21 protein-coding genes are annotated in these 24,106 nt (G+C 56.9%); 10 read left to right on the top strand and 11 right to left on the bottom strand.

The features are described 5' to 3' along the window. Positions 1-19: 19 nt before the first annotated feature. Positions 20-670, bottom strand: coding sequence for an epoxyqueuosine reductase QueH (locus LH23_RS01550; RefSeq protein ID WP_039287471.1), 651 nt, complete (start codon positions 668-670; stop codon positions 20-22). 93 nt (positions 671-763) lie between these two features. Next, positions 764-2,479 (bottom strand): lysophospholipid acyltransferase family protein, encoded by a 1,716-nt coding sequence (locus LH23_RS01545; RefSeq protein ID WP_039287468.1) that lies wholly within the window; start codon positions 2,477-2,479, stop codon positions 764-766. 520 nt (positions 2,480-2,999) lie between these two features. Between LH23_RS01545 and LH23_RS01540 the strand changes: the two genes are divergently transcribed. After that, entirely contained in the window at positions 3,000-4,526 is a 1,527-nt protein-coding gene (locus tag LH23_RS01540) for a peptide MFS transporter (RefSeq protein WP_039287465.1), read from the top strand. A gap of 65 nt (positions 4,527-4,591) precedes the next feature. On the opposite strand, the gene LH23_RS01535 is transcribed toward LH23_RS01540, so the two are convergent. Next, positions 4,592-5,428: an oxidoreductase gene (locus tag LH23_RS01535; RefSeq protein WP_039287462.1), complete on the bottom strand. Its 837-nt coding sequence runs from the start codon at positions 5,426-5,428 to the stop codon at positions 4,592-4,594. A 161-nt stretch (positions 5,429-5,589) separates the two neighbouring features. On the opposite strand from LH23_RS01535, the gene LH23_RS01530 reads away from it, so the two are divergent. Next, positions 5,590-6,531: an AraC family transcriptional regulator gene (locus LH23_RS01530; protein ID WP_039287459.1), complete on the top strand. Its 942-nt coding sequence runs from the start codon at positions 5,590-5,592 to the stop codon at positions 6,529-6,531. A gap of 5 nt (positions 6,532-6,536) precedes the next feature. Here LH23_RS01530 and LH23_RS01525 read toward each other — a convergent pair whose 3' ends face one another. Then, complete coding sequence (locus LH23_RS01525) at positions 6,537-7,805, bottom strand: chloride channel protein (protein ID WP_039287457.1); 1,269 nt, start codon at positions 7,803-7,805, stop codon at positions 6,537-6,539. A gap of 118 nt (positions 7,806-7,923) precedes the next feature. After that, positions 7,924-9,267 (bottom strand): MFS transporter, encoded by a 1,344-nt coding sequence (locus tag LH23_RS01520; RefSeq protein WP_039287454.1) that lies wholly within the window; start codon positions 9,265-9,267, stop codon positions 7,924-7,926. Positions 9,268-9,397: 130 nt separating this feature from the next. Here LH23_RS01520 and LH23_RS01515 point away from each other — a divergent pair, with 130 nt between their 5' ends. Continuing rightward, the gene (locus LH23_RS01515) at positions 9,398-10,297 is read left to right on the top strand and encodes a LysR substrate-binding domain-containing protein (RefSeq protein WP_039287451.1); all 900 of its coding nucleotides are present in this window, start codon (positions 9,398-9,400) and stop codon (positions 10,295-10,297) included. 287 nt (positions 10,298-10,584) lie between these two features. Here the strand turns inward: LH23_RS01515 and fabF are convergent, their stop codons facing one another. From fabF to LH23_RS01495, 4 genes are read right to left on the bottom strand one after another with little or no spacing between them, the layout of a single operon-like run. Next, positions 10,585-11,868 carry a beta-ketoacyl-ACP synthase II gene (gene fabF / locus LH23_RS01510; protein WP_039287446.1) on the bottom strand — a complete coding sequence of 428 codons (1,284 nt, stop codon included), beginning with the start codon at positions 11,866-11,868 and terminating at the stop codon, positions 10,585-10,587. A gap of 18 nt (positions 11,869-11,886) precedes the next feature. Further along, on the bottom strand, positions 11,887-13,449 hold the full coding sequence (locus tag LH23_RS01505; protein WP_039287444.1) for a DHA2 family efflux MFS transporter permease subunit: 1,563 nt from the start codon (positions 13,447-13,449) through the stop codon (positions 11,887-11,889). Next, a complete protein-coding gene (locus LH23_RS01500; protein WP_039287441.1) occupies positions 13,446-14,489 on the bottom strand; it encodes an HlyD family secretion protein in 1,044 nt (347 codons plus the stop codon). The genes LH23_RS01505 and LH23_RS01500 overlap by 4 nt, the downstream gene beginning before the upstream one ends. After that, complete coding sequence (locus LH23_RS01495; RefSeq protein ID WP_039287437.1) at positions 14,489-15,031, bottom strand: winged helix-turn-helix transcriptional regulator; 543 nt, start codon at positions 15,029-15,031, stop codon at positions 14,489-14,491. The genes LH23_RS01500 and LH23_RS01495 overlap by 1 nt, the downstream gene beginning before the upstream one ends. A 272-nt stretch (positions 15,032-15,303) precedes the next feature. Here LH23_RS01495 and LH23_RS01490 point away from each other — a divergent pair, with 272 nt between their 5' ends. From LH23_RS01490 to LH23_RS01470, 5 genes are all read left to right on the top strand, one after another. Next, positions 15,304-16,467, top strand: a complete 1,164-nt coding sequence (locus tag LH23_RS01490) for a methyl-accepting chemotaxis protein (protein WP_052050106.1) — start codon at positions 15,304-15,306, stop codon at positions 16,465-16,467. A 269-nt stretch (positions 16,468-16,736) separates the two neighbouring features. Next, positions 16,737-18,287, top strand: coding sequence for a methyl-accepting chemotaxis protein (locus tag LH23_RS01485; protein ID WP_039287434.1), 1,551 nt, complete (start codon positions 16,737-16,739; stop codon positions 18,285-18,287). A 246-nt stretch (positions 18,288-18,533) separates the two neighbouring features. Further along, entirely contained in the window at positions 18,534-19,385 is an 852-nt protein-coding gene (locus tag LH23_RS01480; RefSeq protein ID WP_039287431.1) for an SDR family NAD(P)-dependent oxidoreductase, read from the top strand. Between the two features lie 95 nt (positions 19,386-19,480). Then, entirely contained in the window at positions 19,481-20,050 is a 570-nt protein-coding gene (locus LH23_RS01475) for a TetR/AcrR family transcriptional regulator (protein ID WP_039287428.1), read from the top strand. A 16-nt stretch (positions 20,051-20,066) separates the two neighbouring features. Next, complete coding sequence (locus LH23_RS01470; RefSeq protein ID WP_039287424.1) at positions 20,067-20,744, top strand: NAD-dependent epimerase/dehydratase family protein; 678 nt, start codon at positions 20,067-20,069, stop codon at positions 20,742-20,744. Here the strand turns inward: LH23_RS01470 and LH23_RS01465 are convergent. Then, positions 20,741-21,934: a TCR/Tet family MFS transporter gene (locus LH23_RS01465; protein WP_039287421.1), complete on the bottom strand. Its 1,194-nt coding sequence runs from the start codon at positions 21,932-21,934 to the stop codon at positions 20,741-20,743. The genes LH23_RS01470 and LH23_RS01465 overlap by 4 nt on opposite strands. A gap of 65 nt (positions 21,935-21,999) precedes the next feature. On the opposite strand from LH23_RS01465, the gene LH23_RS01460 reads away from it, so the two are divergent. Then, on the top strand, positions 22,000-22,638 hold the full coding sequence (locus LH23_RS01460) for a TetR/AcrR family transcriptional regulator (protein ID WP_039287418.1): 639 nt from the start codon (positions 22,000-22,002) through the stop codon (positions 22,636-22,638). 64 nt (positions 22,639-22,702) lie between these two features. Continuing rightward, positions 22,703-23,323, top strand: a complete 621-nt coding sequence (locus LH23_RS01455; RefSeq protein ID WP_039287415.1) for a LysE family translocator — start codon at positions 22,703-22,705, stop codon at positions 23,321-23,323. Here LH23_RS01455 and LH23_RS01450 read toward each other — a convergent pair. Next, on the bottom strand, positions 23,320-24,093 hold the full coding sequence (locus LH23_RS01450) for an AraC family transcriptional regulator (protein WP_039287412.1): 774 nt from the start codon (positions 24,091-24,093) through the stop codon (positions 23,320-23,322). The genes LH23_RS01455 and LH23_RS01450 overlap by 4 nt on opposite strands. Positions 24,094-24,106 lie beyond the last annotated feature (13 nt).

Genomic DNA, 24,106 nt, shown 5'->3' with positions numbered 1-24,106 from the left:
GGCCTGTTAACCTTTTCTTTCATCGAAGTGTAAATTTACCCGGCTTAATTAACGCTTTACCCTGCGATGCTCGATAAGCGTTAGCATCCCGCAAAGAATAAGCGCAGCCGCAATACTCCTGCTGATAAAACTGCTCGCGTTTACAAATTTCCACCGTGCGCGCGGAACCACCTTGTTTGCGCCAGTTGTGTGTCCAGTAAACCATTCCCGGATGGCGCGCCGCCGCTCGCTGGCCGCAGTCGCACACCTGCTGAAAATTCTTCCAGCGTGAAATCCCCAGCGAACTGCAAATTGCACCGAAACCATGCTCCGCGGCATAAAGCGCGGTGCGCTCCAGGCGCATATCAAAACAGACCGTACAGCGTGCGCCGCGCTCGGGTTCCCACTCCATGCCTTTCACCCGTGCAAACCAGTTGTCGGCGTCATAATCCGCATCAATAAAGGACACGCCGTGTTGTTCAGCAAACCGCTTATTTTCCTCCTTACGGATGAGATACTCCTTTTGCGGGTGGATATTGGGGTTGTAGAAAAAAATCGTAAAGTCGATGTCCGAGGCAAGCAAAGCTTCGATGACTTCAGAAGAGCAGGGCGCGCAGCAGGTATGCAGCAGCAGCTTGTTTGCACCGTCCGGCAGCGTAAGCTTCGGGCGTTTAAATTGGGTGGTTGTCATGGTCTGTCGGTGGAAAGAAGGAAAACAGCGAGGATTATACCACTAAAAGTATGGGTAATGGCGGGAGACTGTTTCTCCCGCCCTGGTTACGGGTTATTCCTGCCCCGACAAATGCATGCCGACGTACCGCTCATAGCGGCTCTTTTTCAGGAACGTTAAATCGACCAGCACCAGCCCGTCGACGCAGTTGTTGAAGGCCGGGTCGCTGCCGAAATCTATAAACTGTACGCCACCCGGTTCGCAGAGTTCCGAATACTGCTTGTACAGGGTCGGAATGCCGCAGCCCATATTACTGAGCAGGGATTTTAAACGCGTGAGATCTTCGCCGTAATCCTCACCTTTGAACTGCGCCAGCACGTCAGGGAGGCTTGCCGGATAAGGGCTGCGGGACGAGGCCAGCGGATGGCTCGCCGGGAACCACAGCCGGTAAAAGGCGACGAGAAGATCGCGCGCGTCCGGCGGCAGGCCTCCGGAAATAGAGACCGGGCCGAACAGGTAGCGATACTGCGGGTAACGGGCGAGATAAGCGCCAATCCCCGACCATAAATAGTCCAGGCCACGGCGGCCCCAGTAGCGGGGTTGAATAAAGCTGCGTCCCAGTTCGATGCCGTGCTGCAGTACATCGTCCATTTTCTCGTCATAGTGGAACAGGCTGTAGCTGTACAGGCCGGTCACGCCACGTTTTTCAATTTGCTGCGCGGTAGGCATGAAGCGGTACGCGCCGACAATCTCCAGATCCTGCTCGTCCCAGAGGATCAAATGCAGGTAATCGTCATCATAGCGATCGAGATCCCGGCGTTTACCGCTGCCTTCACCGACGGCACGGAAGGCGATCTCACGCAGCCGCCCCAGCTCGCGCAGCAGTGGAGCCTCTTCTTTTGAGTCGCTGCGTTGCCAAAGGTAAATCACTTTATCGTCGGCGGTGCGGCCCAGGCACTCCGCTTTTGCCAGTTCCCTACGCAGCGTGGCCCTGTCTTCCGCCCGGGCAATCGCGCTTTCCGTTGTGAATTTGCCCGAAAGCCCTTTGCCCAACAGTTGAACGTGCTGGCGGCACTTCTTAGCCAGTTCACGCGGAACCTGCTGCGGGCTATGCCAGCTTTCCCACGGGATGCGCTGGCCCAGGGTCACCGGCAGGGTGGAATTGCGACGGCGGAACATCTGCTGCATCAGCAGTACCATCGGCAGCACAGGGGAGACCATTGCGCTGGCATAAAAAAGCGCGCTGTTACGCGCGTGGATAAAGGCCGGTAGCAGCGGCACCCGATACTTCGCGGCAAGTTTAATAAAGCCGGTGTGCCAGTGCCCGTCGGCAATCCCTTCGCGGGAGAGACGAGACACCTCGCCCGCCGGGAAGAAAATCAGCACGCCGCCGTTTTGCAGCTGCTGTTCCATCTGCACAAGAGACGATTTAGGCGTACGCCCATTGATATTGTCGACCGGAATAAACAGCGAACTCAGCGGTTCGAGGTGATTCAGCAGGCGGTTAGTCACCACTTTAACATCACGGCGAACGCGGGAAACGGCGTACAGTAGCGCCAGCCCGTCAAGGGTGCCGGTGGGGTGGTTGGACATCATCACCACGGGGCCGTGTTCAGGGATATTTTCTAATTCGCGGGGAGAGATGTTGCAGCGGATATGCAGGTGTTCCAGGACTTGTTCGATCATATCCAGCCCGCGCAGGTGCGGGTGATCTTCGGCAAAGGCCTGAAATTCTTCCTCGTGCAGCAGGCGTCTTAACAGGTTTTTTTGCCAGGGCGCAGGATTTGCCTGGGGCCAAAGGTCGTCAAGTACGTTATCGAGACTAAACATATTCGCTCCTCTTACCGTTCTGCGCCTGACGGTAGAAGATGAAGATGAACGCTGCGTGTCAGTAAGGTGACGTTTCCGGGATGCGCGCCAAAGCCGTGCCGATTTTTTATTCCGCAGTGATACGTCGGTGGGCGGTTAATGTGTTTTTTGGCTTAGGTAACAGGACAAACCCGGATGAATTGTAGGTTAATGATGGGTGTTTCGTGAAAGTATGTTATTTTTATTTAATTAATTGTTTTTAATGGTTTTTATTTTTTATTGTTAGAGATTTTCTTGTCAAGACAAAAGCGCATTTAATGAGATTTTTATCATGAAAATTGAGAGTTAAGTCGATTTTTAATCTAAAAACCCTCTATTAAGCACTAAAGTTTCTCTTCGCCTTGGTGATTTTTCAACGATCTACGCTAAAGTAGCCGCCGCTGGCTAACGACCAGCCTATGATTAAAAATCAGCAACTGAACGCCGGGACCGGCGTTTTATCAACACCGCATCAAAAGAGATAACCTATGGGAGTTCACAGATGAGTCACTCTGCGACGAAAACAAAAACCTTTTTCGGGCATCCGTACCCGTTAAGTTCGCTCTTCCTCACCGAAATGTGGGAACGTTTTTCTTTCTACGGGGTTCGCCCGCTGCTCATTCTGTTTATGAGCGCTGCGCTGCTTCAGGGCGGGATGGGGCTGCCGATTGAGCAGGCGTCCGCCATTGTCGGGATCTTCGCCGGCGGCGTGTATATCACTTCTTTACCCGGCGGCTGGCTGGCCGATAACTGGCTCGGGCAGCGCCGCGCCGTCTGGTATGGCTCGCTGATTATCGCACTCGGCCACCTCTCGATTGCCTTGTCGGCATTCGTGGGCAACACCTTCTTCTTTGTCGGCCTGCTGCTGATCGTCCTGGGTACCGGGCTGTTCAAAACCTGTATTACCGTTATGGTCGGCACGCTGTATAAAAAAGAAGATACCCGCCGCGACGGGGGCTTCTCGCTGTTTTACATGGGCATCAACATGGGCTCGTTTATTGCCCCGCTGATTATCGGCCCGCTGCATGAAAAGTATGGCTGGCACATGGGCTTTGGCCTGGGTGGCTTAGGGATGCTGGTTGCGCTGTTCATCTTCCGCTTCTACGCCATTCCGCAAATGCGCCGCTATGACAAAGAAGTCGGCCTGGATTCCACCTGGAACCGCCCGACGACCGAGCGTAAAAACGTCGGTAAATGGGTGACGCTTGCGATGGCGCTGCTTGCCGGGCTGGTGGTGCTTATTTCCAACGGTACAATTCCGTTCAACCCGACGGTAATTGCTAAAAGCTCCGCATACATCATTTCTACCTGTGTGGGTCTCTACTTCCTGTTTATGTTCTTCTTCGCGGGCTTAACCAGCAGCGAACGCTCTCGCCTGCTGGCCTGCCTGATCCTGCTGATTGCGGCGGCGTTTTTCTGGTCTGCCTTTGAACAGAAACCGACCTCCTTCAACATCTTTGCGCGCGATTACACCGACCGCCAGATGGGCAGCTTTGAAATCCCGACGATCTGGTTCCAGTCGATCAACGCGCTGTTTATTATCCTGCTGGCACCGGTATTTAGCTGGTTCTGGCCATCGCTGGCTAAGCGTAATTTGAACCCGAGCAGCATGACGAAATTCGTTATCGGCATTCTGTTTGCGGCGGCAGGTTTTGCGGTGATGATGGCGGCGGCAAACCAGGTGCTGGCGACGCAGAGCGGCGTTTCTCCGTTCTGGCTGGTAGGGAGCATTCTGCTGCTGACCCTCGGCGAGCTGTGCCTTAGCCCGATTGGCCTTGCGACCATGACGCTGCTGGCACCGCAGAAAATGCGCGGCCAGGTGATGGGGCTGTGGTTCTGCGCCAGCGCGCTGGGTAACCTGGCGGCAGGGATTATGGGCGGGCACATCAAAAAAGATCAGCTTAGCTCAATGCCGGAGCTGTTCTCCCACGTGTCTATCGCCCTGGTTATCTGCGCCGTAGTGCTGGCCGCGCTGATTATTCCGGTCAGAAATATGCTCAGAAACGCGGACGCCAACGAAGCCAAATAACGGTTTTTAAGCGCCCGGCCCGGTAGCCTTTAAGGGGTTACCGGGCTTTTTTATTTCGTGGGCCGTTATTGCCCATCAGTTGAGCGGCTTACCGTTTCCCAGGCTTTAATATCCGCCTCCATTTGCACCAGCTTCTCTTTGACGAAGGTGACCGCGTCGCTGCCCAGCAATAGCGCTGCCGGCGGATTAGGGCTGCCGATAAGCGCCAATATTGCTTTGGCGGCTTTGACCGGATCGCCCGGCTGCTGCCCGCTACGCTTCTGGCGCGCGTCGCGAATCGGGCCGAAACTCTGGTCATAATCGCTGATGCTGCGCGGGGTTCGCACCATGGAACGTCCGGCCCAGTCTGTTCTGAAGGAGCCGGGCTGCACGGCGGTCACCGCGATATTAAAAGGTTTGAGCTCTTTGCTCAGCGTTTCGGAGATCCCCTGCAGGGCGAATTTACTGCCGCAGTAGTAGCTGATGCCGGGCAGAGTGATAAAGCCGCCCATCGAAGTGATATTAATAATATGGCCCGCACGACGAGTGCGGAATCCCGCCAAACAGGCTTTTATCATCGCGACGGCACCAAACACGTTGACGTTGAACTGCTGAATTAGCTCGCTCATCGGGGATTCTTCCATCACCCCTTCGTGCCCGTAGCCTGCGTTGTTGACCAGCACATCAATGGTGCCAATCTCCTGTTCTATAGAAGCCGCCAGCGGCGCAGCGGCATCAAAATCGGTGACGTCCAGAATTCGGGCAAAACATTTGCCGGGGGCCAGCGCCTCAAAAGCTTCCTTTGCCTGCTGATTGCGCACGGTGCCAACCACGCGGTGCCCGGCTTTCAGCGCCTCTTCTGCCAGTGAACGGCCAAAGCCGCTGCTGACCCCGGTAATCAAAAATAACTTCGATTGGCTCATTATCATTTCCTCCGTAAGTGGGAGGTAAAGCGTAGAGCCGGGAGGGCCGAATGCGTAGCCAGGATCCTCTCTGATGTTTGCCTATTCCTATGAGGCGTATGGACGAGGGGAAATTTCACTGCCAGACTCTGGCCACATCTTCCTTTGCCAGATGACCCCTTATGACAAATGCCAGCCTGCAGGCCAGCAAACAAATGGTAGAGCTTCTGGATCGGCTAACCCCGCATGAAGGCTACAATCTTACGGTGCTAAACGAGGTGCGTTTCTTACGCTCTAATCGTCCGCTGATGCGAACCCCCGTTCTTTATGAACCCGGTATTGTGATTGTGGTACAGGGGCGTAAGCGAGGGTTTTTAGGCGAGAATGTCTATTTATATGATGCGCAGCACTACCTGATGGTTTCCGTCCCCGTGCCGTTTACCATGGAAACGGAGGCCAGCGCCGAAGAACCCATGCTGGCTATCTACATGAGGTTAGACTTCACGCTGGCGGCTGAAGTTATGCTGGCGCTGGATGGGCGAGGCGCTGAGCTGGCCGTCGAGCCGCGAAGCATGATGTCCAGCCCGATGGATGAAGCGATGAGTGCTTCCGTACTGCGTTTCCTGCAGGTGATGTCTACGCCGCTGGATGCCGAGATGTTAGGGCCGGCTATGATGCGGGAGATTTATTACCGGGTACTGACGGGCGCACAGGGGCACACGTTACGCAGTGCGCTGGCTATGCAGGGGCAGTTTGGCAAAGTGGCGAAAGCGCTGCGCAAGCTTCATGCCGAATTTGATGGGCATCTGGATGTGAATGCTCTGGCAAAAGAAGCGGGCATGAGCGTGCCCACTTTCCACAGTCACTTCAAAACGGTGACCAACACTTCCCCCATGCAATATCTCAAATCCACAAGGTTGCATCAGGCGAGGTTGTTGATGCTGAGAAACGATCTGACCGCTTCGGCGGCCAGTGCCCGCGTGGGCTACGAAAGTGTTTCGCAGTTTAGCCGCGAATTTAAGCGCCTTTTTGGGCTCACACCGCTCAATGAGGTTGCGCGTATGCGGCAGCATTTCTCCATGCCGGCCCCGCTCGCAGGGTCGGCATTTATCTCTTCCCACTGAAGAGGTTAGTACCGGGACTTCTTATCCAGGATCCGGCAGGTGGTATAAGCCCCGGCGGCACACAGCAGCGCAGGGGCAAAATAGCTGTGATCCATATGGGTAAACTCCATCACCAACGCCACGGCGGTGATCGGCATCTGCATCGAAGCGGCTAAAAACGCCGCGCCACCGACCAGCGCAAAGCTGCCCACGTCCCCGCCTGGGAAGACAAACTGCCAGACCACCGCCAGCAGCAGGCTCAGCAAAGCCCCCACCGTTAAGCCCGGCGTCAGCAATCCGCCCTCAGCGCCGCCGCGCAGGACGGCGAGGATCACCAGCATTTTCAGCGCCAGCAAAATCGCCGCGAAGTTAAAGCTCAGACCGTTGCTGATGGCAAGCTGCATCGGGCCTTTGCCGTTGCCCGGCAGTTGCGGGAACCACAGGCTAAGTGCGGCCAGCAGCGCAAAGGCCAGCAGACAAAATACCGGCATCTGCCAGTTAGTTTTGACCTGCGTTCTCACGCGGGTTGTTGCCTTGCGGAACAGCCAGGCGGCGTAGCCCAGCAGCGGGCTGGCGACAATGGCCCAGCCGATAAATGCGTGGGGAAGCGCAAAAGAGGCGAAGTGATACTGCGATTCATCTCCCAGGCCTAGCGTAGCTACCCAGGCCGCTACTGCCGAAGTGATCACCGCCGCCAGCGCTTTCTCCCAGCTAAACGAGATCAGCAACACTTCCAGCGTGAACAGTGCTCCGGCGAGGGGGACGTTATACACCGCCGCCAGGCCCGCACCTGCGCCGCAGGCAATCAGCGTACGGGTTTCATCCGGTTGCAGGCTGAATTTCCGGGCAAGGAGTCCCGCCGCCAGCGCGCCCATTTCCCGAGGGGCAACTTCACGCCCGAGCGGGGAGCCAAGCGCAACGGTAATGATTTGTAGCAAAGCATGAATAGTGGTGGTGCCTGTTGGCATCGGCACGGCAGGATTTGCCACGGCTGAAGCGATAGACACTCTTTTCTTGCCGTAGCGCGCGAGCAGCCACCAGCCAAACCCGGCGACGGCCCCGCCGCCAAGAATCGCGGCTATCCGGCGTAAATGCGAAGCGTCCGTCACGCCCTCAAGGAACGTCTCGCTTCCAACCAGTTGGTCAATACTGTAGCCAAATGCGAGGTGCTGAATGGCGTGTAAAATCAGCGCGAGAAGCATCCCCGCGATACCGGCAAGAATGCCGGTAAGCACGACCGCAATCAGGCGCACAAGATAGTTTTTAGCGTCAGCCTGTTCAGCTTGCTCGGTCATAACGGGATCCTTAACGCGGGAAAATTTGATGATAAGGGAGAAGAATTAAACAGTTAGTATAAATGTAGCATTCATCCGGTCCGAATCTCTCTCCTTTCCCCGCGCAGGTTCTCCTTGGTTAACTCGCTTTCTGGCATGCCGCAATCAGCATACCTGCCAAAGCGGCAGCGCCCAGCAGCCGGAAGGCCGTTGCCCACTGCGTTATATCGGGAGCCTGCCCAAGTACGACAGACAGCACCGCCAGCATCATGGCCCCGGCCATATACTGGCTGGTGGCCATCAACGCGCTGGCGCGCCCCTGTTGGGCCAGCGGAGTGGATGACAGCCCCACGGCGAACATCGCCGGGAAGATGAGCCCGTGGCCAAGCCCGCTTAAGGCGATACCGCTGATAAAGACCGCAGAAAGCGGCGATGTTAACCCAGCGGACAGCAGCCACAACCCCAGCGCCGAACAGGCAAACCCGACGGCCAAAACTGTGGCGCTGGCGTACCGGGCAGTCAGGCGGGTGAACAGCGTATTGCCGGCCACAATCAACAGCGCGAGCGGCGTGAACATCAGCCCGGTGGTAACGGCATCCTGCTGCAGCGTCTGCTGCCAGAGCAGGGTCATGGCATAAAACTGGCTCCCCACGCTTGCCATATAGCAGGCGCTGCTGAGCCAGCCCGTTTGCAGGCCCGGCAGAGCGCGAAGCGAGCGGGTCAGTAAAGGCTGAGAGGCGTAGCGTTCGTGCAGAAGGAACAGGAGCCCCATGGCAACGGCGAAGCGGTTGGCAACATAGTCAGGCTGCCCGGTTTCGCCATAGCGCATCAGCGCCCAGACCAGCGTCCCGGCGGCGAAGCAGCCGACCAGTGACCCGATGCCCGTCCGCTGTTTTTCGCCCTGTGTGCTGAGCGGGAGATAATCCCGGCGAACCAGCCACAGTGCAAGCAACCCCGGCGGAATGTTAATAAAGAAAATGGTTCGCCAGTCCAGCGCGGCCAGGACGCCGCCCAGCATCACGCCTGCAACCAGACCCAGCGCGCCGATGGCGCTCCATATCGCCAGCGCCCGCCGGTGCGCCTCGCCATGAAACCGCTGTGCCATCAGCGCCAGCACCGCAGGCTGCAACAACGCCGCCGCCATCCCTTGCCCGCCGCGGGCGATAAGCAGCAGCGCGCCGCTCTGAGCCAGTCCGCCAGCTACCGATGAAAGCAAAAACAGCGCCATGCCGAGGCTGAACATCCGGCGTGCTCCCAACCGGTCGCAAAGGCTACCGCCCGCCAGCAAGAGGGCGGCAAACGTCAGGCCATACAGGGAAACGACCCACTGCATCTCGCCGAGGGAAAGATTCAGATCCTGCGCCAGCGTGGGGAGCGCGACGTAGACAATCGCGTAGTCCAGCGCGATCAGCGCCTGCGCAATACCAGGGGCGAATAAAGCGCGAAATTGCCCGGCGGTGGGTATCGCATATGTTTGTGTCATCGACGTTTCCTGCTATTTTCTCTGTGATGAATCATTTTCATCATTTGATGAGCCTGAATAACAGGCTACGCCTTTATTTATGGTGCAATCAAAATCATATTATTCAGCAAAGGATGAGTTAAATTCATTCATGAAAAGTCGCCGACTCCCGCCACTCACGGCCATTCGTGCCTTTGATGCCGTGGCCCGCCACTCTAGCTTTAAAGCGGCTGCGGAAGAAATTGGCGTGACGCCCACCGCCATCAGCCACCAAATACGCCTGCTGGAAGATTCGCTGGAGCAGCGGTTATTCACCCGCTCTGCTCGTGGCGTAGCGCTGACTGCCGCAGGGGAGATCTTGTTCCGCGCCTCCGGGAACATGTTCACCATGCTGCGCGAGGCCGTTGAGTCTATCGCCACGATCTCTCACCCCGGCACGCTCACGCTCAGTACTACCTCGAATTTTCTGACCAACTGGCTGGTGCCGCGTTTACCGTCTTTACATCAGCAGCATCCCTCGCTGGAGCTGCGCTTTCACAGCGGCGTAGCGCTGGCCGATCTCCACGGCAAAATGGCGGACTGCGCCGTGCGTTACAGCATGCAGGCCGACGAATCTCTCGACAGCACGCTGCTGCATAGCGACAGCTTTGTGCTGGTGGCAAGCCCGCAGCTAAAGCTCAGGAGCGTGAAGGATCTGCCGGGGATGACGCTTTTTCATATTGATAACCGGCATGTGCCCAGCCCCGAACCGAGCTGGCAGCACTGGAAATCGGTCTTTGGGCCTGAAGATTTGGATGTGCAGGGCGGTATTCATTTTGACGACGAAACCCATGCGATTCAGGCGGCAATCGCCGGGCAGGGGATCCTGCTGGCAAGCGAGCTGCTGATTCGCCGGGCTCTGCAGCAGGGCTTGTTGCATATTGCGCTGCCGGGCGCGCTGCCTGGGGCGAACTACTATTTTGTGACCAGCCACGAAAAGGCACGGAGAGAGGATGTGGGGCAGGTCAGGGCGTGGCTGAAGCAGGCGTTTGAGGCTGATGAGTTGCGATAGCCCCTCACCCTAACCCTCTCCCCAAAGGGGCGAGGGGACTGGATCGAGCATAAATGCACTTTTGGTTTTCGCCCTCTCCCCGGAGGGGCGAGGGGACTGGATCGAGCAGACATTTCCCGTCAGTTTTCCCTCTCTCCCCGGAGGGATGAGAGGGACTGGATCGAGCAGACATTTCCCTTCGGTTTTCGCCCTCTCCCCGGAGGGGCGAGGGGGACTGGATCGAGCATAGATTTCCCTTAGGTTTTCCCCCTCTCCCTTCCAGGGAGAGGGCCGGGGTGAGGGTCCTGTTATTCTCCTGATTCCCAGCGTTTCAACAGCAGGCTCGCATTTACACCGCCAAAACCAAACCCGTTCGACAGCGCATAACGCAGCGCCTGTGGCCGGGCAGTAAGCGCCACCAAATCCAGCCCGGCCGCCTCTTCATCGGGGTGATGCAAATTCAGCGTCGGCGGCACAACCTGGTCACGCAATGCCTGAATGGTAAAGATAGCCTCGATGCCGCCCGCCGCGCCCAGCAGGTGACCAGTGGCGGATTTTGTCGACGTCACCGCTACCGGATGCGTACCGAAAAGCGCTTTAATTGCCGCCAGCTCTCCTTTGTCGCCGACCTGCGTCGATGTTGCGTGCGCATTGATATGGTCAATATCGGTGGCTGTAATACCGGCCTGGCGAAAGGCCGCCTCCATTGCTCGCCTTGCGCCGTTGCCGTCTTCCGGTCCGGCGGTCAAATGCCAGGCATCGGCGCTGGTACCGTAGCCGACCAGCTCAGCCAGCGGCGTTGCGCCACGAGCCAGCGCGTGTTCCAGGGATTCGATCACGATAAGCCCGGCGCCTTCGCCCATCACAAAGCCGTCCCGGTCGCGGTCGAACGGCCGTGAGGCGGCTTCAGGGGTGTCGTTGGAGGCCGTAGACAGCGCGCGAGCGGCGGCAAATCCGGCCAGGCTGACGCGGTGAATGGCCGCTTCTGCACCGCCGCAAAGGGCAATATCGGCCTCGCCGCTGCGGATCAGGCGGGCGGCATCGCCAATCGCCTGGGCTCCGGCGGCGCAGGCGGTGACCGGGGCACCAATCGGCCCGCGAAATCCGTGTGCGATGGACACATGCCCGGCGGCGAGGTTGGCGAGAAAAGAAGGAATAGTAAACGGTGACAGGCGGCGCGGCCCGCGTTCGTCCGTGGTGTGCACGGCGTTGGCGATTTCGCCGAAGCCGCCGATCCCGGTGGCAATCACCGTCGCGGTACGATCTTTCTCTTCCTGCGAAGCCGGAGACCAGTCAGCTTGTGCCAGCGCTTCATGGGCGGCAACCAGCGCAAACTCAATGAACCGATCCATCTTTTTACGCTCTTTGGCGGGGATCGTCGCCAGCGGATCAAAGCCGTGCTCAGGATCCTGTTCAACGGACGGCACCTGGCCGGCCACTTTGCAGGGAATATCCTCTACGATTTTCTCGTCCAGTGCCGAGATGCCGGATTTTCCCGCCAGCAGCGACTGCCAGACATGCTGCACGCCACAGCCCAGCGGGCTGACGATACCCATGCCCGTGACTACAATCCTTTTCGCTGAAACGCCCATCATTATTCTCCTGAAATATCAGTGTGGCTGCGGCTTTTTCATTAACGGAACCAGCATCGCAGCAATCAAAAAACCTATCATGATCAGGTAAAAAGCATCCGAAAACGCCTGAGTTCGTGCCTCACGCAACGCCAGGGCAGACAAATTTTTTAACGCCCCGCTGGTGGCGGCATCCGGGGATAACCCCTGCGCGGTCAGGCTGGCGGCGCTGCGCTGGACAAAATCCGTCATCGCGAGATTAGCGGTATTGAGATGGTCGGCCAGGCGGCTGTAGTGCAGGTTGGTTCTGTCATTCAACACCGTGCCGCACAGCGCAATACCGATAGCGCCGCCGAGGTTACGCATTAAATTGAACAGGCCGGAGGCAAGCTTAAGCCGCGCGGGCGGCAGGCTACCCAGCGTTAACGTCACCGTTGGCGCAACGGCAAACTGCTGTGCAAGACCACGAAACGCCTGCGGCAGCAGCAGTTGGTCCGCGCCCCAGTCGTGGGTGATCGGCACGAAGCTGTACATCGAAATAGCAAAGCCGACCAGCCCGGCCATCAGCAGCCAGCGGAGATCCACGCGGTTTGCCAGCCAGGAATAAAAGGGAATCGACATCACCTGGAACAGGCCGGTGGAAAACACCGCCAGACCGATTTCCAGCGCGCTAAAACCGCGAACGGTGCCGAGATACAGCGGCGTTAAATAGATCGTGGCGAAAATGCCCACCCCGGCCATAAACGAAAAATAGCAGCCGAGGCTAAAGGTTCTGTCCTTGAGCGCCCGGAGATCCATTACCGGCTGGGCGTGGCGCAGCGTTCGAATAATAAAGGCGATGCCGCATATCAGCGCTATCCAGCCGGTTGTGGCGATGGTGTTGTCGTCAAACCAGCCCCAGCGCGGGCCTTCTTCCAGCGTATATTCCAGGCAGCCGAGCGAGGCTGCCAGCAGCAAAATACTGAAATAGTCCGCGCCGCGCAGCAGCGAGAAATCAGGGCTATCCACCTTCACCAGCAGCGGCACGGCAACGGCGATGTAAATTCCTGGGATGACGTTGATAAAGAACAGCCAGTGCCAGTTGAAGTTCTCGGTGATCCAGCCGCCGACGGTGGGGCCAAGCGTCGGAGCCAGCGAGGCCAGGCCGCCGATGGTCGCGGCGGCAATAACGCGCTGTTTGCCCTGGAAAAAAGCGAAGGCGGTGGTAAACACCAGCGGGATCATCGAGCCGCCCGCCAGCCCCTGCAGGGCACGGAAGGCAATCATGCTTTGAATATTCCACGCCCAGCCGCAAAGCAGGCTCATCAGGGTGAAGCCTGCCGCCGAGGCGGCAAACAGCCAGCGCGTGGACATCACCCGCGCCAGCCAGCCGGACAGCGGAATGATAATGATCTCGGCGATCAGGTAGCTGGTCTGTACCCAGACGGTTTCATCATCCCCCGCCGAAAGGCCGCCGCCGATATCCCGCAGCGACGCGGAGACGATTTGGATATCAATCAGCGCAATAAACATCCCGACGCACATGCTGGCAAAGGCGAAGATCTTTTTTGCCATTGGCATAGAGATGCCCTGCGGCATCGGTGCGGCCTGGGCGGTGCTCATCGCGTGCTCTTTTGATCGACGGTGACGATGACCGACAGGCCAGGGCGAAGTACATCCAGTTTTGCGCCGTCACCTTCCAGCGCGATCCGCACCGGAACCCGCTGAACGATTTTGGTGAAGTTTCCCGTGGCGTTTTCCGCCGGAAGAATGCTGAACCGGGAGCCGGTCGCCGGAGAGACGCTGGCAATGTGGCCTTTAAAGGTGTGGTTCGGCAGCACGTCGGCCACCACGGTCACCGGCAAACCGGCCCGCATGTGTGCCAGCTGGTTTTCCTTGAAGTTGGCATCGACCCAAAGCCCCTGAGAAGGTACCAGCGAGAGCAATTGTGTGCCGCTAGCCACAAAGGAACCCGTCCACGCGCGGCGGTTGCCGATCACACCGTCGAACGGGGCGCGAATTTCGGTATAGCTGAGATTCAGCTTCGCCATCGCCAGGTTAGCCTGCGCCTGTTCCAGCGCGGCCTGGGTTTGTTTTTCACGGGCATCAAGCACCGCGAGCTGGCGCTGGGCCACGGCTTTGTCGGCCAGGGCTTTGCTTTGTTCCGCTCGCGCCCGGCGATAATCCGCCGAAGCGTTGTCGCGTATCTGGGCTGAAATGGCGCTTGAGGCTTCCAGGGCGTTATAGCGGCGGTTGTCGTTGGCCGTTTTGTCCGTTGCCGCCGCCGCTGCCGCTAAGGAAGCCGTTGAACCTTCAATCGTCGCCTGCTGTAGCTGGCGCGTCGCGGCGATGTCTGCGAGGGCAGCCTGCTGGGCGGCAACTTCGCCGAGGGCTTTCGCCAGCGCAGCCTGGTAATCACGATCGTCAATGCGGATCAGCAGATCGCCTTTTTTCACCGCCGTGTTGTCCTGCACCGCAATTTGCTGAATGTAGCCGGAGACTTTGGTTGAAATAGCGCTGATATCCCCGCCGATGTAGGCGTCGTCGGTAGACTGAATAAAACGCCCGCTGTGCCACCACCATGCGCCATAGCCTGCGGCCGCCAGCACGGCTGCACCAAGCACGGTCAGCGTAATCAATTTTTTCTTATGGGCGGCGTTCATCACAGGGGTTCTCTGTACGGTTCTGGCTGGAATTTAAGCCCGGCGTCGCCGGCATGCTTTCGCTGCAGGTAGTCGTGGCGATATTTCATCATCGGTGAGGCTGCCGGGCCCGGCACCATGGCGTATTTTCCGGGCTCAATCGGCTCACCGGTTTCTTTATCGGTGAGAATCGGCTCTACCGGGCGCTGGGTTTCGCGCTCGACCAGCTGCATCTGCCGCCCTTCGGGTGCGAAGTGGCGGTTGCCCCATTCCGCCAGCGCCAGAATCACCATCCGGAAATCACGCCCGCTTTGGGTGAGGTGATATTCGTAGCGCGGCGGCGAGCTGCTGTAGCAAACCTTCTCCAGTAAGCCGTCATCAACCAGCTCTTTCAGGCGGCGCGAAAGAATATTGGGCGCCACGTTGCTGCTCTTCTGAAACTCATCGAAGCGGGTAAAACCGGCCAGGGCATCCCGCAGGATCATGATGCTCCAGCTGTCGCCGATACGGCCGAGGCTTCGGGCAATGGGGCAGGGAGCGCTGCACAGAGGTTCGTTTTTCATGGATCGATCCGATTACGGGTTAGCGTCTGGCGACAAATTGGCATAGTGACTTTCAAAATGCAAGTAACTTGCTGAGGCATGGAATAAAGTGACTTTGTCGTAACGTCACGGATATATTCAGAAAGGCGTCGTTCTTAAACGAAAAGTGCGGATTTAAAATCTTTTCAGTTGGCTTATGTCGGGATTAAACGCTGATTTATTTTATAAGATGGCTTTTCCATAAATCCAGGTAATAAATAATATACCCGCCCAAGTCTCGCACAGGATTATCTATGCTTAAGAATGCCAGCGTTCGAAGCGTTATTGTCTATTTTTTGGCAATATCCTTTTTAGTTATAGATTTCTTAGCATTTACTTTATCAGCCAGTGTGCTTATTTTAGCCATGCTTAATATTGCCTGGGTTGTCTTACTATTCTCTCTGTGGACGTATATGACGATATATCTTGTACGGCCCATTAATAACGTTAAACGCAGTATTGATGAAATAAATTCCGGAAATTTATCGGTCCATATTCCTGAGTTTGGTAATAATTGCGCCGGACGATTGATCCCGGGCATAAATACGCTTTCCGCCGAAATTACTACCCTGGTAATGGATATTCGCAAGTCGTCCCAGTCGGCCAAAGCGCTTTCGGAAAGCCTGGCGCACCAAAGCGCCACGCTGTCGGTGAAAACCGAGCAGCAGTCGGCGATGCTCATTCAGACGGCATCGAGCATGGAACAGATTTCCGCCGGGACAAAAAACAATGCCGACAGCACTCGCGAGCTGAGCGACATCACCAGCGGCGCGCATCGTTCAGCCAACCACGGCAGCGACCTGATGCAGAAGCTAACCAGCAACATGACTTCGATAACCGATTGTGCCAATAAGATGACGGAAATTATCACCATCATCGACAGCATTGCGTTCCAGACCAATATCCTGGCGCTGAACGCCGCGGTGGAAGCCGCTCGTGCCGGGGAACACGGCAAAGGCTTTGCGGTGGTGGCCGGTGAAGTCAGGAACCTGGCGCACAAAAGCTCCGAGTCGGCCAAGAACATTAAGTCTTTGATTGATATCACCAACCAAAATGTCCTGCAGGGCGCGAGCCTGGTCTCCGAAGCGGAAAGAAATATGAAGGATATTGTTTCCGGTTCAGAAAATATCGACGCGCTGATGGGGCATATTTTTATCTCCACCAATGAACAGGAAAAAGGTATTCAGCAAATTACCACGGCGCTCTCCGAGCTGGAGAAAGTCACCCAGGGGAACGTGGCGGTGGTGGAAGAGCTAGCCGGATCTTCAGAAGTGCTGAATAAACAAGTGTTCGAGCTGGAAAAAAGAACCAGCAGCCTGCACCTGGGTGAAAGCGATGAGGCGAGCGTAATATTGTCGCCTCAGCTTGCTCCGCGCAGGGCGTTAAAAAGAGAAGAGGAACACTGGCAGGCGTTTTAATGTTTAACTTTAGAGCAAATAATAAAAGGCCCCTTCGCATGAATACGTCGGGGCCTTTTATTTTTCACTGATATTTTCATTGTGACGCGGATCACATTAAAGCATTGCTTCGGGTCAAAATGCTGATTTATCGACCGTTCCCCCCTGGTTTTTGCCTGCAGAAATAAGCCTGACCTCCGATATCGATTAACAACGTGGTTACAAAACACGCCATTCCCTCACGCCAGGCGTCGGGGGCACTCTGGGATGTGGTTTTCTAAGGAACGAGAATGAAACTAAGTAATTTGCGTGTAGGCGTCAGGCTGAGCGGCGGTTTTTTCCTGCTGTTATTTTTGATGATTTTGATGGGGATCGGCGCCAGCCTGTTCAGTCGGAACAATGTTCATGCCGTCGATGAGATGATTAACCAGCATTTGCTGAAGGAAAGGCTGGTCGAGGAATGGCTGGCGCAGGTCGACAAGAGCAGCGGGAATGCTATCGCGGCAATGGGAACTGAAAATGCGATGCTGCGTAAAAAACTGCTCGCCAGCATTGCTCAGAATTCGGCGATAACCACCCGAGTCCAGTCCCAGCTCACGTCTTTAATTGCGCTGGAAACCGGCAAGCATCTGTTGGCTAACCTTGTCCCCGTGCGGGAAAAGTATTTGCAGGTGCGTTCCGAAGGGTTGGCCCGGTCTGAGCGAAGTGAACATGAGGGCATGGATACCTATATCTCGGAACGTTTTATCCCGATAAGCGAAGAATACCGCCAGGGGCTGCAGGCTCTGCTGGATTTCCAAAAACAACTTATCGACAACACGCATGCCAGCATTCAGAAAAACTCGCGTAATAATGAGATGCTCATGTTGTTGCTAGTGGCGCTTGGTGTGGCGTTAGGGGCGGCAACGGCCTGGTACATAACGCGCAGTATTACGCATCCGCTGCAGCAGGCAGTTAACGTTGCCGGTAGGGTGGCGCAGGGGGATCTCACCGCAGACGTTCATGTGCATTCCCGGGACGAGCTGGGGCAGCTCATGCACTCATTGAAGGGAATGATTACTTCACTTGGGAGTACGGTGAGGAACGTCAGCACCGGGGCGGAAAGTATTGCCCTGGCTGCGGATGAAATTGATGCTGGTAACCAGGATCTCGCCTCACGTACAGAGGAGCAGGCGGCGAGCGTCGAGCAAACTGCCGCCACGCTAGAGCAGTTAACATCGACGATCAAGAGCACCGCCAGTCATGCCCACCGGGTAAATACGCTGTTTAATGAGTCCGGGGAAATGGTTAAGGCCAACAGCGAGCGTATGCACGTGGTGGCCGATGCCATGGGCGAAATCCATGCTGATGCAGGCAGGATGACCGATATCATCACGGCCATTGAAGGGATTGCTTTCCAGACGAATATCCTGGCATTAAACGCCGCTGTTGAGGCTGCCAGAGCCGGAGAGCAGGGGCGCGGTTTTGCCGTGGTGGCCGGGGAAGTGAGAACGTTGGCGCAAAGAAGTTCAGCCTCCGCGAAAGAGATTCGTGACATCATTAGCGCGTCGGTGAACAAAATCACCGATGGCCGTAAGCTGGTCACGGAAGCGGATGAGGGTATGCAGGAAATTGTTGAAAACGTTGCCCGTGTGCAGCAACTGGTGGATGAAATTGCCCGCGCGAGTCATGAGCAAAGCGACGGCATCGCGCAAATTAATGCTGCGATGGGGCAGATTGATACCACCACTCAGCAAAACGCCTCTCTGGTTGAGCAGTCCTCCGCGGCCAGCGGTTCCCTGAAGGAGCAATCCGGGATGCTGATTAACAGTATTCGTGCCTTTACGCTGCACCGCGCATAGTGCTTTTAGATTTGGGGCAAAAGATTGCCCCTTCTTCTCAAAAAAATCCGACCCCAGCGAATTGATAAATCTGTCTTTTCTTCTCATTCCCGTCTGACCAGGGAATAAATTTCATTCCCGCATATTGCAAATTAAATCGCCAGTTTTATAATTGAGTGAGTGGTCAGTCATTTAATGGTTGGCCGCAATACTTACCATCAACAGCCGTCAGGCCACGCGCCGCGCTTATCAACTGAGGATACAAAGATGACGTCTAAAACTGAAAAGTGGTTTATCACCGGGGCTTCCGGTGGCCTGGGCCTGGCGCTGACCCGTCGCGTGCTGGAGGCGGGCAATACCGTTGTGGCTGCGGTGCGGAACCCTGCCGCTTTGGCCGAACTGCAGCAGCAGTATGCCGCGCAGCTTATCGTTGAAAAGCTGGATGTGACCGACTTTGCCAGCCTGCCGGCTGTCGCCAAAAAGCACGGCGATAGCGATGTCGTCGTCAATAACGCCGGGGGGGCGATCATCGGCGCGATGGAAGAGTTCACCGAACAGGAAATTGAGCATCAGCTGGCCCTGAATCTGCTTTCTCCGGTGCACATCACTCGCGCATTCTTGCCCGCTTTCCGCGCCAAAAAACAAGGTCGCCTGATTTACATCACCAGCATGGGTGGCCGCGTCGCGTTCCCGGGCGGGGCGTTCTACCACGCAGCGAAGTATGGCCTGGAAGGGTTTGCGGAAAGCACCGCGCAGGAAGTGGCGGAGTTCGGCATTAAAGTGCAAATCATCGAGCCGGGTTCGATTAAAACTAACTTCCAGGCGAATGTGCGCTGGACGGAAGAATCTGAAGCCTACAAAAACGGCACCGTGGGGCAGCTGCGCCGCTGGATTGCCGAGCACGGCGAAGAGAGCAATGCCGGTGATCCGCAGAAAATGGCCGACGTCATTTATAGCCTGAGCCAGCAGGCGGAGCCGCCGCTCAGAACCGCGCTGGGTGCGGATGCATTCCAGATCCTCAAGGGCAGCTATGAGAAGAACCTTCAGTCGCTGGAAGATCAAAAAGCGCTGTCCGCCTCGGTGGCGATCGAAGGTAAAACCGGGTTTATTCCCGAGTAATGTGCGCTCCCGCCGCTCGCGGGAGCAAAGCTCCAACCCCGGTGGCTAAATCTATTACACTATCCGGATATTTTATTGACCCCGGAGACGCTGGAATGGCAAGACCCCTAAGCCCGCAAAAACAGGCGGCACTTCTGGATGCCGCGGTGGCAATTATTGCGGAAAGCGGCTTGTCGGCCACCACGGCCAGCATTGCGAAACGAGCGGAGGTGGCGGTAGGCACGCTGTTTACCTACTTCCCGACGAAAGATCAGTTACTAAACGAGGTCTATTTAAAGCTGAAGCAGGATATGTCCGATCTGCTGGTGGCCGGTTATCCAAAGGAGGCCGACTTTCGCACGCAGATCCTGCATATCTGGCGCGGCTACACGGAATGGGCGCTAAAGAATCCTGAAGGAAAGCAGGTTCTCAGGCTGCTGACAGTGTCGGATCTGCTGACCCCGGAAACGCTCTCCAGCACGCCGGAGGCGCTGAATCAGGCGGATAAGATGTTTGATGAGGCCATTAAACAGTCTCTGTTTGTCACCGACAGCAAAACGTTTATCTACGCCATTATTCAAAATATTTCTGATGCCACCAGCGAGCAAATCGTCAGGCATCCGGCGGACAAAGAGAAGTTGCTGCAGCTAGGTTTTCGCATGATGTGGAATGCGCTTGCGGCTTAACTCACAGGAAATTCTCATGAAAATTGTGATTGTAGGTTCCGGCGGCATGGTCGGGCAGGGCGTCCTGCTGGCGAACCTGGCGGCAAAAGACGTGGCCGATATTATTTTACCCGTCAGAAAACAGCCTGAGGGCGAGCACGATCCCCGGATTCGTTACGTGGTGAACGGTGATTTGCTGGCGTTTGACGCGGCCGATCCGCTATTCAGCGATGTAGATGCCTGTTTCTTTTGCGCCGGGATCAGCTCATCCGGCGTCAGTGAAGCTAAGTATCGGCAGATAACTTATGACATGACGCTGCGGGTGGCGGAACAGCTCAAAGCCCGCAGCCCGCAGATGAAGTTTGTCTATGTCTCTGGCGCGGGGGCAGACAGCAGCGGGAAAAGCTCGCAGATGTGGGCTCGCGTGCGTGGCGAAGTGGAAAACGCACTGCTGGCGCTGTTCCCGGGTAAGGCCGCTATCTTCCGCCCGGCGTTTATTTTGCCGACGCCGGAAGTGCAGTCCCGAACCCCGGCTTACCGGCTGTTATATACCGTGATTGCCCCAATCATGCGTCTTATCAGCGCCACCACCGGGAAGCGCTTTTTATCGATTATCGATATCGGCAACGCCATGCTGAATATCACGCGTTTTGGCGTGGATAAAACCATCCTGACTAAGCCGGATATCGTGGCCTGTGCCGATCGCCGGAGCTAGGCTGGATCTTGCGCTGCTTGTCTGCCGCGGGTGCTGAATAACACCAGCGGCACGGCAATGGCGTACACCACAATCACCGACAGCCAGATAGCGCCGGGCCACGAGTCCTGCACCACAAAATAGAAGCTTGAGAAACCCAGCGGGGCAATGATAGACGCGAGGCTGACCGCCGAGGCCAGAATTCCCTGCAGCTGTCCCTGGCTGGCTTCATCCACCCGGCGAGTCGCTAACGCCTGCAGGGCCGGGGTGCCAACGCCGCCCAGCCCGAACAGCGGCATAATCAGAAATACCTGCCAGCCTGCTTGTACAAAGGCCAGCATTGTCAGCGCAAGACACGAACTCGCAATGCCAAACAGAACCGCGCCTCGCTCCCCCAGCCAGCGGGTTATCGGGCCGGGAAGCAGCGCCTGCGTGAGCGTCTGGCAAATGCCATAAGCGCCGAGAGAAAGCCCAATCCACAGCCCGTTCCAACCGAAAGTATCTGTCCCCCAAAGCGCCCAGCAGGTACCGTACACTTCGCCGGTTGCGCTCAGAATGAAAAAGACCATCGCAATTGGGATAAGCCCTTTCAGGGTAAAAATACGGCGCAAAGGCTGCAGGGGATTGAGTACGGCAAAACTGAACCGCTGGCGGGCAGGCTCGCGTGATTCCGGCAGCATAAGCAGCGCCATCAGCAGGTTAACGGTGTTGAGCACGGCAGCGGCAATAAACGGCAGCCGCACCCAGGCATCCCCCAACAGGCCGCCAAGCACCGGGCCGATGATAAATCCGGCGCCAAACATGGCGTTAAACAGCCCGAAGCGACGGGCGCGTTTATCCGCCGGAGTGACGTCGGTGATATAAGCCATCGCCACCGAGACGTTAGCGCTGGTCAACCCGGCAATGGCGCGGCCCAGCAGCAGCATCCACAGGTGCGGCGCGAAGGCCATGATCAGGTAGTTCACGGCGGCTCCGATAAGGGAAACGAGCAGCACGGGACGGCGGCCATAATTGTCGCTCAGCGCCCCCAGCAACGGGGCGAAAACAAACTGCATCAGGGCATACAGCGCGGTCATGATGCCGATCCAGTGGGCGATATCCGGGGTGTGCGTCACCTCTTCCAGCAGGCGCGGCAGAATCGGAAAGATCAGGCCGATGCCGACGGCATCCAGGCAAATGGTGGAGAAAATGACAACCAGCGCTTTGTTCATGTTTACCTGTACTAAGTACCAATATATACTCAGTACATAATTATCTATTCCGCAGGATCCTGTCAATGTCCGTCGATCGCCGAACCCTTAACCGACTCGCCACCCGCCAGAAAATTTCTAACGTTGCCACCCGGCTGTTCCTGGAGAAGGGCTTTGAGCAGGTGACGATTGATGAAATCGCCACGGCGGCAGGGGTGGGGAGAATGACGGTGTTCAATCACTTCCCGCGCAAAGAAGAGATGTTCTTCGACCGCGAAGAAGAGGGGCTGGTGATGCTGCGCGATGCGCTGAGTCAGCGGGATAAAAACACGGGGCCGCTGGAAGCGCTGCGCCGATTTGCTCACCAGCTGATTGCGCACAATAGCCCGGTGGTGGCTTTCTCGGTGGCGGGGCAGGGATTTGTCTCGACGATTGATAACAGCCCGGTGCTGAAAGCGAGAGCCCGGGAGATTCGGGATGAATTTACCCAGGCGCTGGCGCATGAACTGGCCGCCGGAGCCGGTCTTGAAAAAAGTGACCCGCACACTCAGCTGGCGGCGGGCCTGGTGCTGGCCACGTGGAGCGCGGCGCTGATTCAGGCTCACCGGACGTTTAGCCAGACGCTGAGTAACGCCGCTGCTGCCACCGTCTTTCTTGACCTGATCGACAGAGGAACAACGGGCGTTATCGCGGCGATGAAGGGAACCGTTTACGGCAAAAAATAACGGTTTCAGGGCATTGTCGGCTGAGCGGAATTTCAGTAGATTTATCGTTTTCGGAGTTAGAAAAATGTCCGTCACCGATGCGCTTCTTGCTTTCACGCTAGCCGCCACGCTGCTCACGCTTACCCCCGGTCTTGATACCGCGCTTATCCTGAGAACCGCCGCCGCCGAAGGGGGCAAAAAAGCTTTTCATGCCGCGCTGGGCATCGATGTAGGTTGTTTTGTCTGGGGGGCGCTGGTTGCCTTCGGGCTTGGCGCTCTGCTGGCGGTGTCTGAATTTGCCTACTCTTTGCTGAAGTGGTGCGGTGCCGCGTATTTATGCTGGCTGGGTATTCAGCTGCTGTTGCGCCCTCGCCAGAGTTTCAGCCTCGCTTCAGCGGAATCAACCCGCGCCAATAACTGGTTTTTACGCGGCATGCTTGGCAACGTGCTTAACCCGAAAATGGGTGTGTTCTACGTCTCTTTCCTGCCGCAGTTTATCCCCTCCGGCCACTCCCCGATCCTCTGGACTTTCCTGCTGGTTTCTATTCATGCGGTGCTCGGCACACTGTGGTCCCTGACGCTGATCCTTGCCACGCGTTACGCTTCCGGCGTGCTGCGAAAGCCCGGGGTCGTAAAGTGGATGGATCGCGTTACCGGCTGCGTGTTCCTGCTGTTTGCCGCGAAGCTGGCCATCAGTCGGCGTTAAGCCTGTTTCGCCGTCAGCATGCCCGGGGTCTGGCCGGTCATACTGCGGTAAAAATAGATGAAGGCGCTGTCGCTGGAAAAACCGAGTTCTCCGGCTACAACGGTAACCCGCGCGTGGCTGGCCAGCATTTCCACCGCCTTCATTAAGCGCCACTGCTGCCGCCATGGCTGGTAGGAGAGGCCGGTTTCCCGGAGGAAAATACGGCCAATCGTGCGTTCACTTGCGCCGGTCACGGCGGCCAGTTCGTTGAGCTGCGGCGGCAGCGTGTCGCCCGTCAGATGACGCAGCCGTTTATCCTGCGGGAAGCGCAGCGTCATTGGTTCTTCCCTTGCGGCATGCAGTTCCGCCACGCACAGAGCGGCCAGGTGCATCGAGGTGCCTTGTTCCCAGTCAGTTTCCCAGGGGCTGGCCGAAATCCTCTCCAGCAGTTCATTGAGCAACGGCGTGACGTTCAGCACCTGCGCATTGGCGGGCAGCGTGGGATAGCGTTTTGTGTCGAACCAGATTGAGCGGTAGGCCACGCTACTTTTCATTTCGGCCCGATGGCTAACGCCGCCGGGGAGCCAGGCGACTTTACCCGGTGGCAGCAAAGAGAGCACCCGGCCTTCATCCAGCGTGAGCTTCACGCAGCCTTCGCGGGTAAACAGCAACTGGCCCATCCGGTGCCGATGCAGCCCGGAATCATGATCCCCAAGTTCAGCCTGCACGCCAATCACGCTGTTATTGAGCGCATCAGGGTTAAAGTCTGCATCCGCACTTAGCCAACTCATGATGTCTGATTTC

It is taken from the genome of Cedecea neteri (assembly GCF_000758305.1).
GTDB classification, from domain to species: Bacteria; Pseudomonadota; Gammaproteobacteria; order Enterobacterales; family Enterobacteriaceae; genus Cedecea; species Cedecea neteri_C.
This window is presented reverse-complemented; position numbering and strand designations above follow the sequence as displayed.

What these genes read in the sequence shown, in the direction of transcription:
- LH23_RS01550 (WP_039287471.1), bottom strand. Translation starts at nt 670, where the DNA reads ATGACAACCACCCAATTTAAACGCCCGAAGCTTACGCTGCCGGACGGT.
- LH23_RS01545 (WP_039287468.1), bottom strand. Translation starts at nt 2,479, where the DNA reads ATGTTTAGTCTCGATAACGTACTTGACGACCTTTGGCCCCAGGCAAAT.
- LH23_RS01540 (WP_039287465.1), top strand. Translation starts at nt 3,000, where the DNA reads ATGAGTCACTCTGCGACGAAAACAAAAACCTTTTTCGGGCATCCGTAC.
- LH23_RS01535 (WP_039287462.1), bottom strand. Translation starts at nt 5,428, where the DNA reads ATGAGCCAATCGAAGTTATTTTTGATTACCGGGGTCAGCAGCGGCTTT.
- LH23_RS01530 (WP_039287459.1), top strand. Translation starts at nt 5,590, where the DNA reads ATGACAAATGCCAGCCTGCAGGCCAGCAAACAAATGGTAGAGCTTCTG.
- LH23_RS01525 (WP_039287457.1), bottom strand. Translation starts at nt 7,805, where the DNA reads ATGACCGAGCAAGCTGAACAGGCTGACGCTAAAAACTATCTTGTGCGC.
- LH23_RS01520 (WP_039287454.1), bottom strand. Translation starts at nt 9,267, where the DNA reads ATGACACAAACATATGCGATACCCACCGCCGGGCAATTTCGCGCTTTA.
- LH23_RS01515 (WP_039287451.1), top strand. Translation starts at nt 9,398, where the DNA reads ATGAAAAGTCGCCGACTCCCGCCACTCACGGCCATTCGTGCCTTTGAT.
- fabF (WP_039287446.1), bottom strand. Translation starts at nt 11,868, where the DNA reads ATGGGCGTTTCAGCGAAAAGGATTGTAGTCACGGGCATGGGTATCGTC.
- LH23_RS01505 (WP_039287444.1), bottom strand. Translation starts at nt 13,449, where the DNA reads ATGAGCACCGCCCAGGCCGCACCGATGCCGCAGGGCATCTCTATGCCA.
- LH23_RS01500 (WP_039287441.1), bottom strand. Translation starts at nt 14,489, where the DNA reads ATGAACGCCGCCCATAAGAAAAAATTGATTACGCTGACCGTGCTTGGT.
- LH23_RS01495 (WP_039287437.1), bottom strand. Translation starts at nt 15,031, where the DNA reads ATGAAAAACGAACCTCTGTGCAGCGCTCCCTGCCCCATTGCCCGAAGC.
- LH23_RS01490 (WP_052050106.1), top strand. Translation starts at nt 15,304, where the DNA reads ATGCTTAAGAATGCCAGCGTTCGAAGCGTTATTGTCTATTTTTTGGCA.
- LH23_RS01485 (WP_039287434.1), top strand. Translation starts at nt 16,737, where the DNA reads ATGAAACTAAGTAATTTGCGTGTAGGCGTCAGGCTGAGCGGCGGTTTT.
- LH23_RS01480 (WP_039287431.1), top strand. Translation starts at nt 18,534, where the DNA reads ATGACGTCTAAAACTGAAAAGTGGTTTATCACCGGGGCTTCCGGTGGC.
- LH23_RS01475 (WP_039287428.1), top strand. Translation starts at nt 19,481, where the DNA reads ATGGCAAGACCCCTAAGCCCGCAAAAACAGGCGGCACTTCTGGATGCC.
- LH23_RS01470 (WP_039287424.1), top strand. Translation starts at nt 20,067, where the DNA reads ATGAAAATTGTGATTGTAGGTTCCGGCGGCATGGTCGGGCAGGGCGTC.
- LH23_RS01465 (WP_039287421.1), bottom strand. Translation starts at nt 21,934, where the DNA reads ATGAACAAAGCGCTGGTTGTCATTTTCTCCACCATTTGCCTGGATGCC.
- LH23_RS01460 (WP_039287418.1), top strand. Translation starts at nt 22,000, where the DNA reads ATGTCCGTCGATCGCCGAACCCTTAACCGACTCGCCACCCGCCAGAAA.
- LH23_RS01455 (WP_039287415.1), top strand. Translation starts at nt 22,703, where the DNA reads ATGTCCGTCACCGATGCGCTTCTTGCTTTCACGCTAGCCGCCACGCTG.
- LH23_RS01450 (WP_039287412.1), bottom strand. Translation starts at nt 24,093, where the DNA reads ATGAGTTGGCTAAGTGCGGATGCAGACTTTAACCCTGATGCGCTCAAT.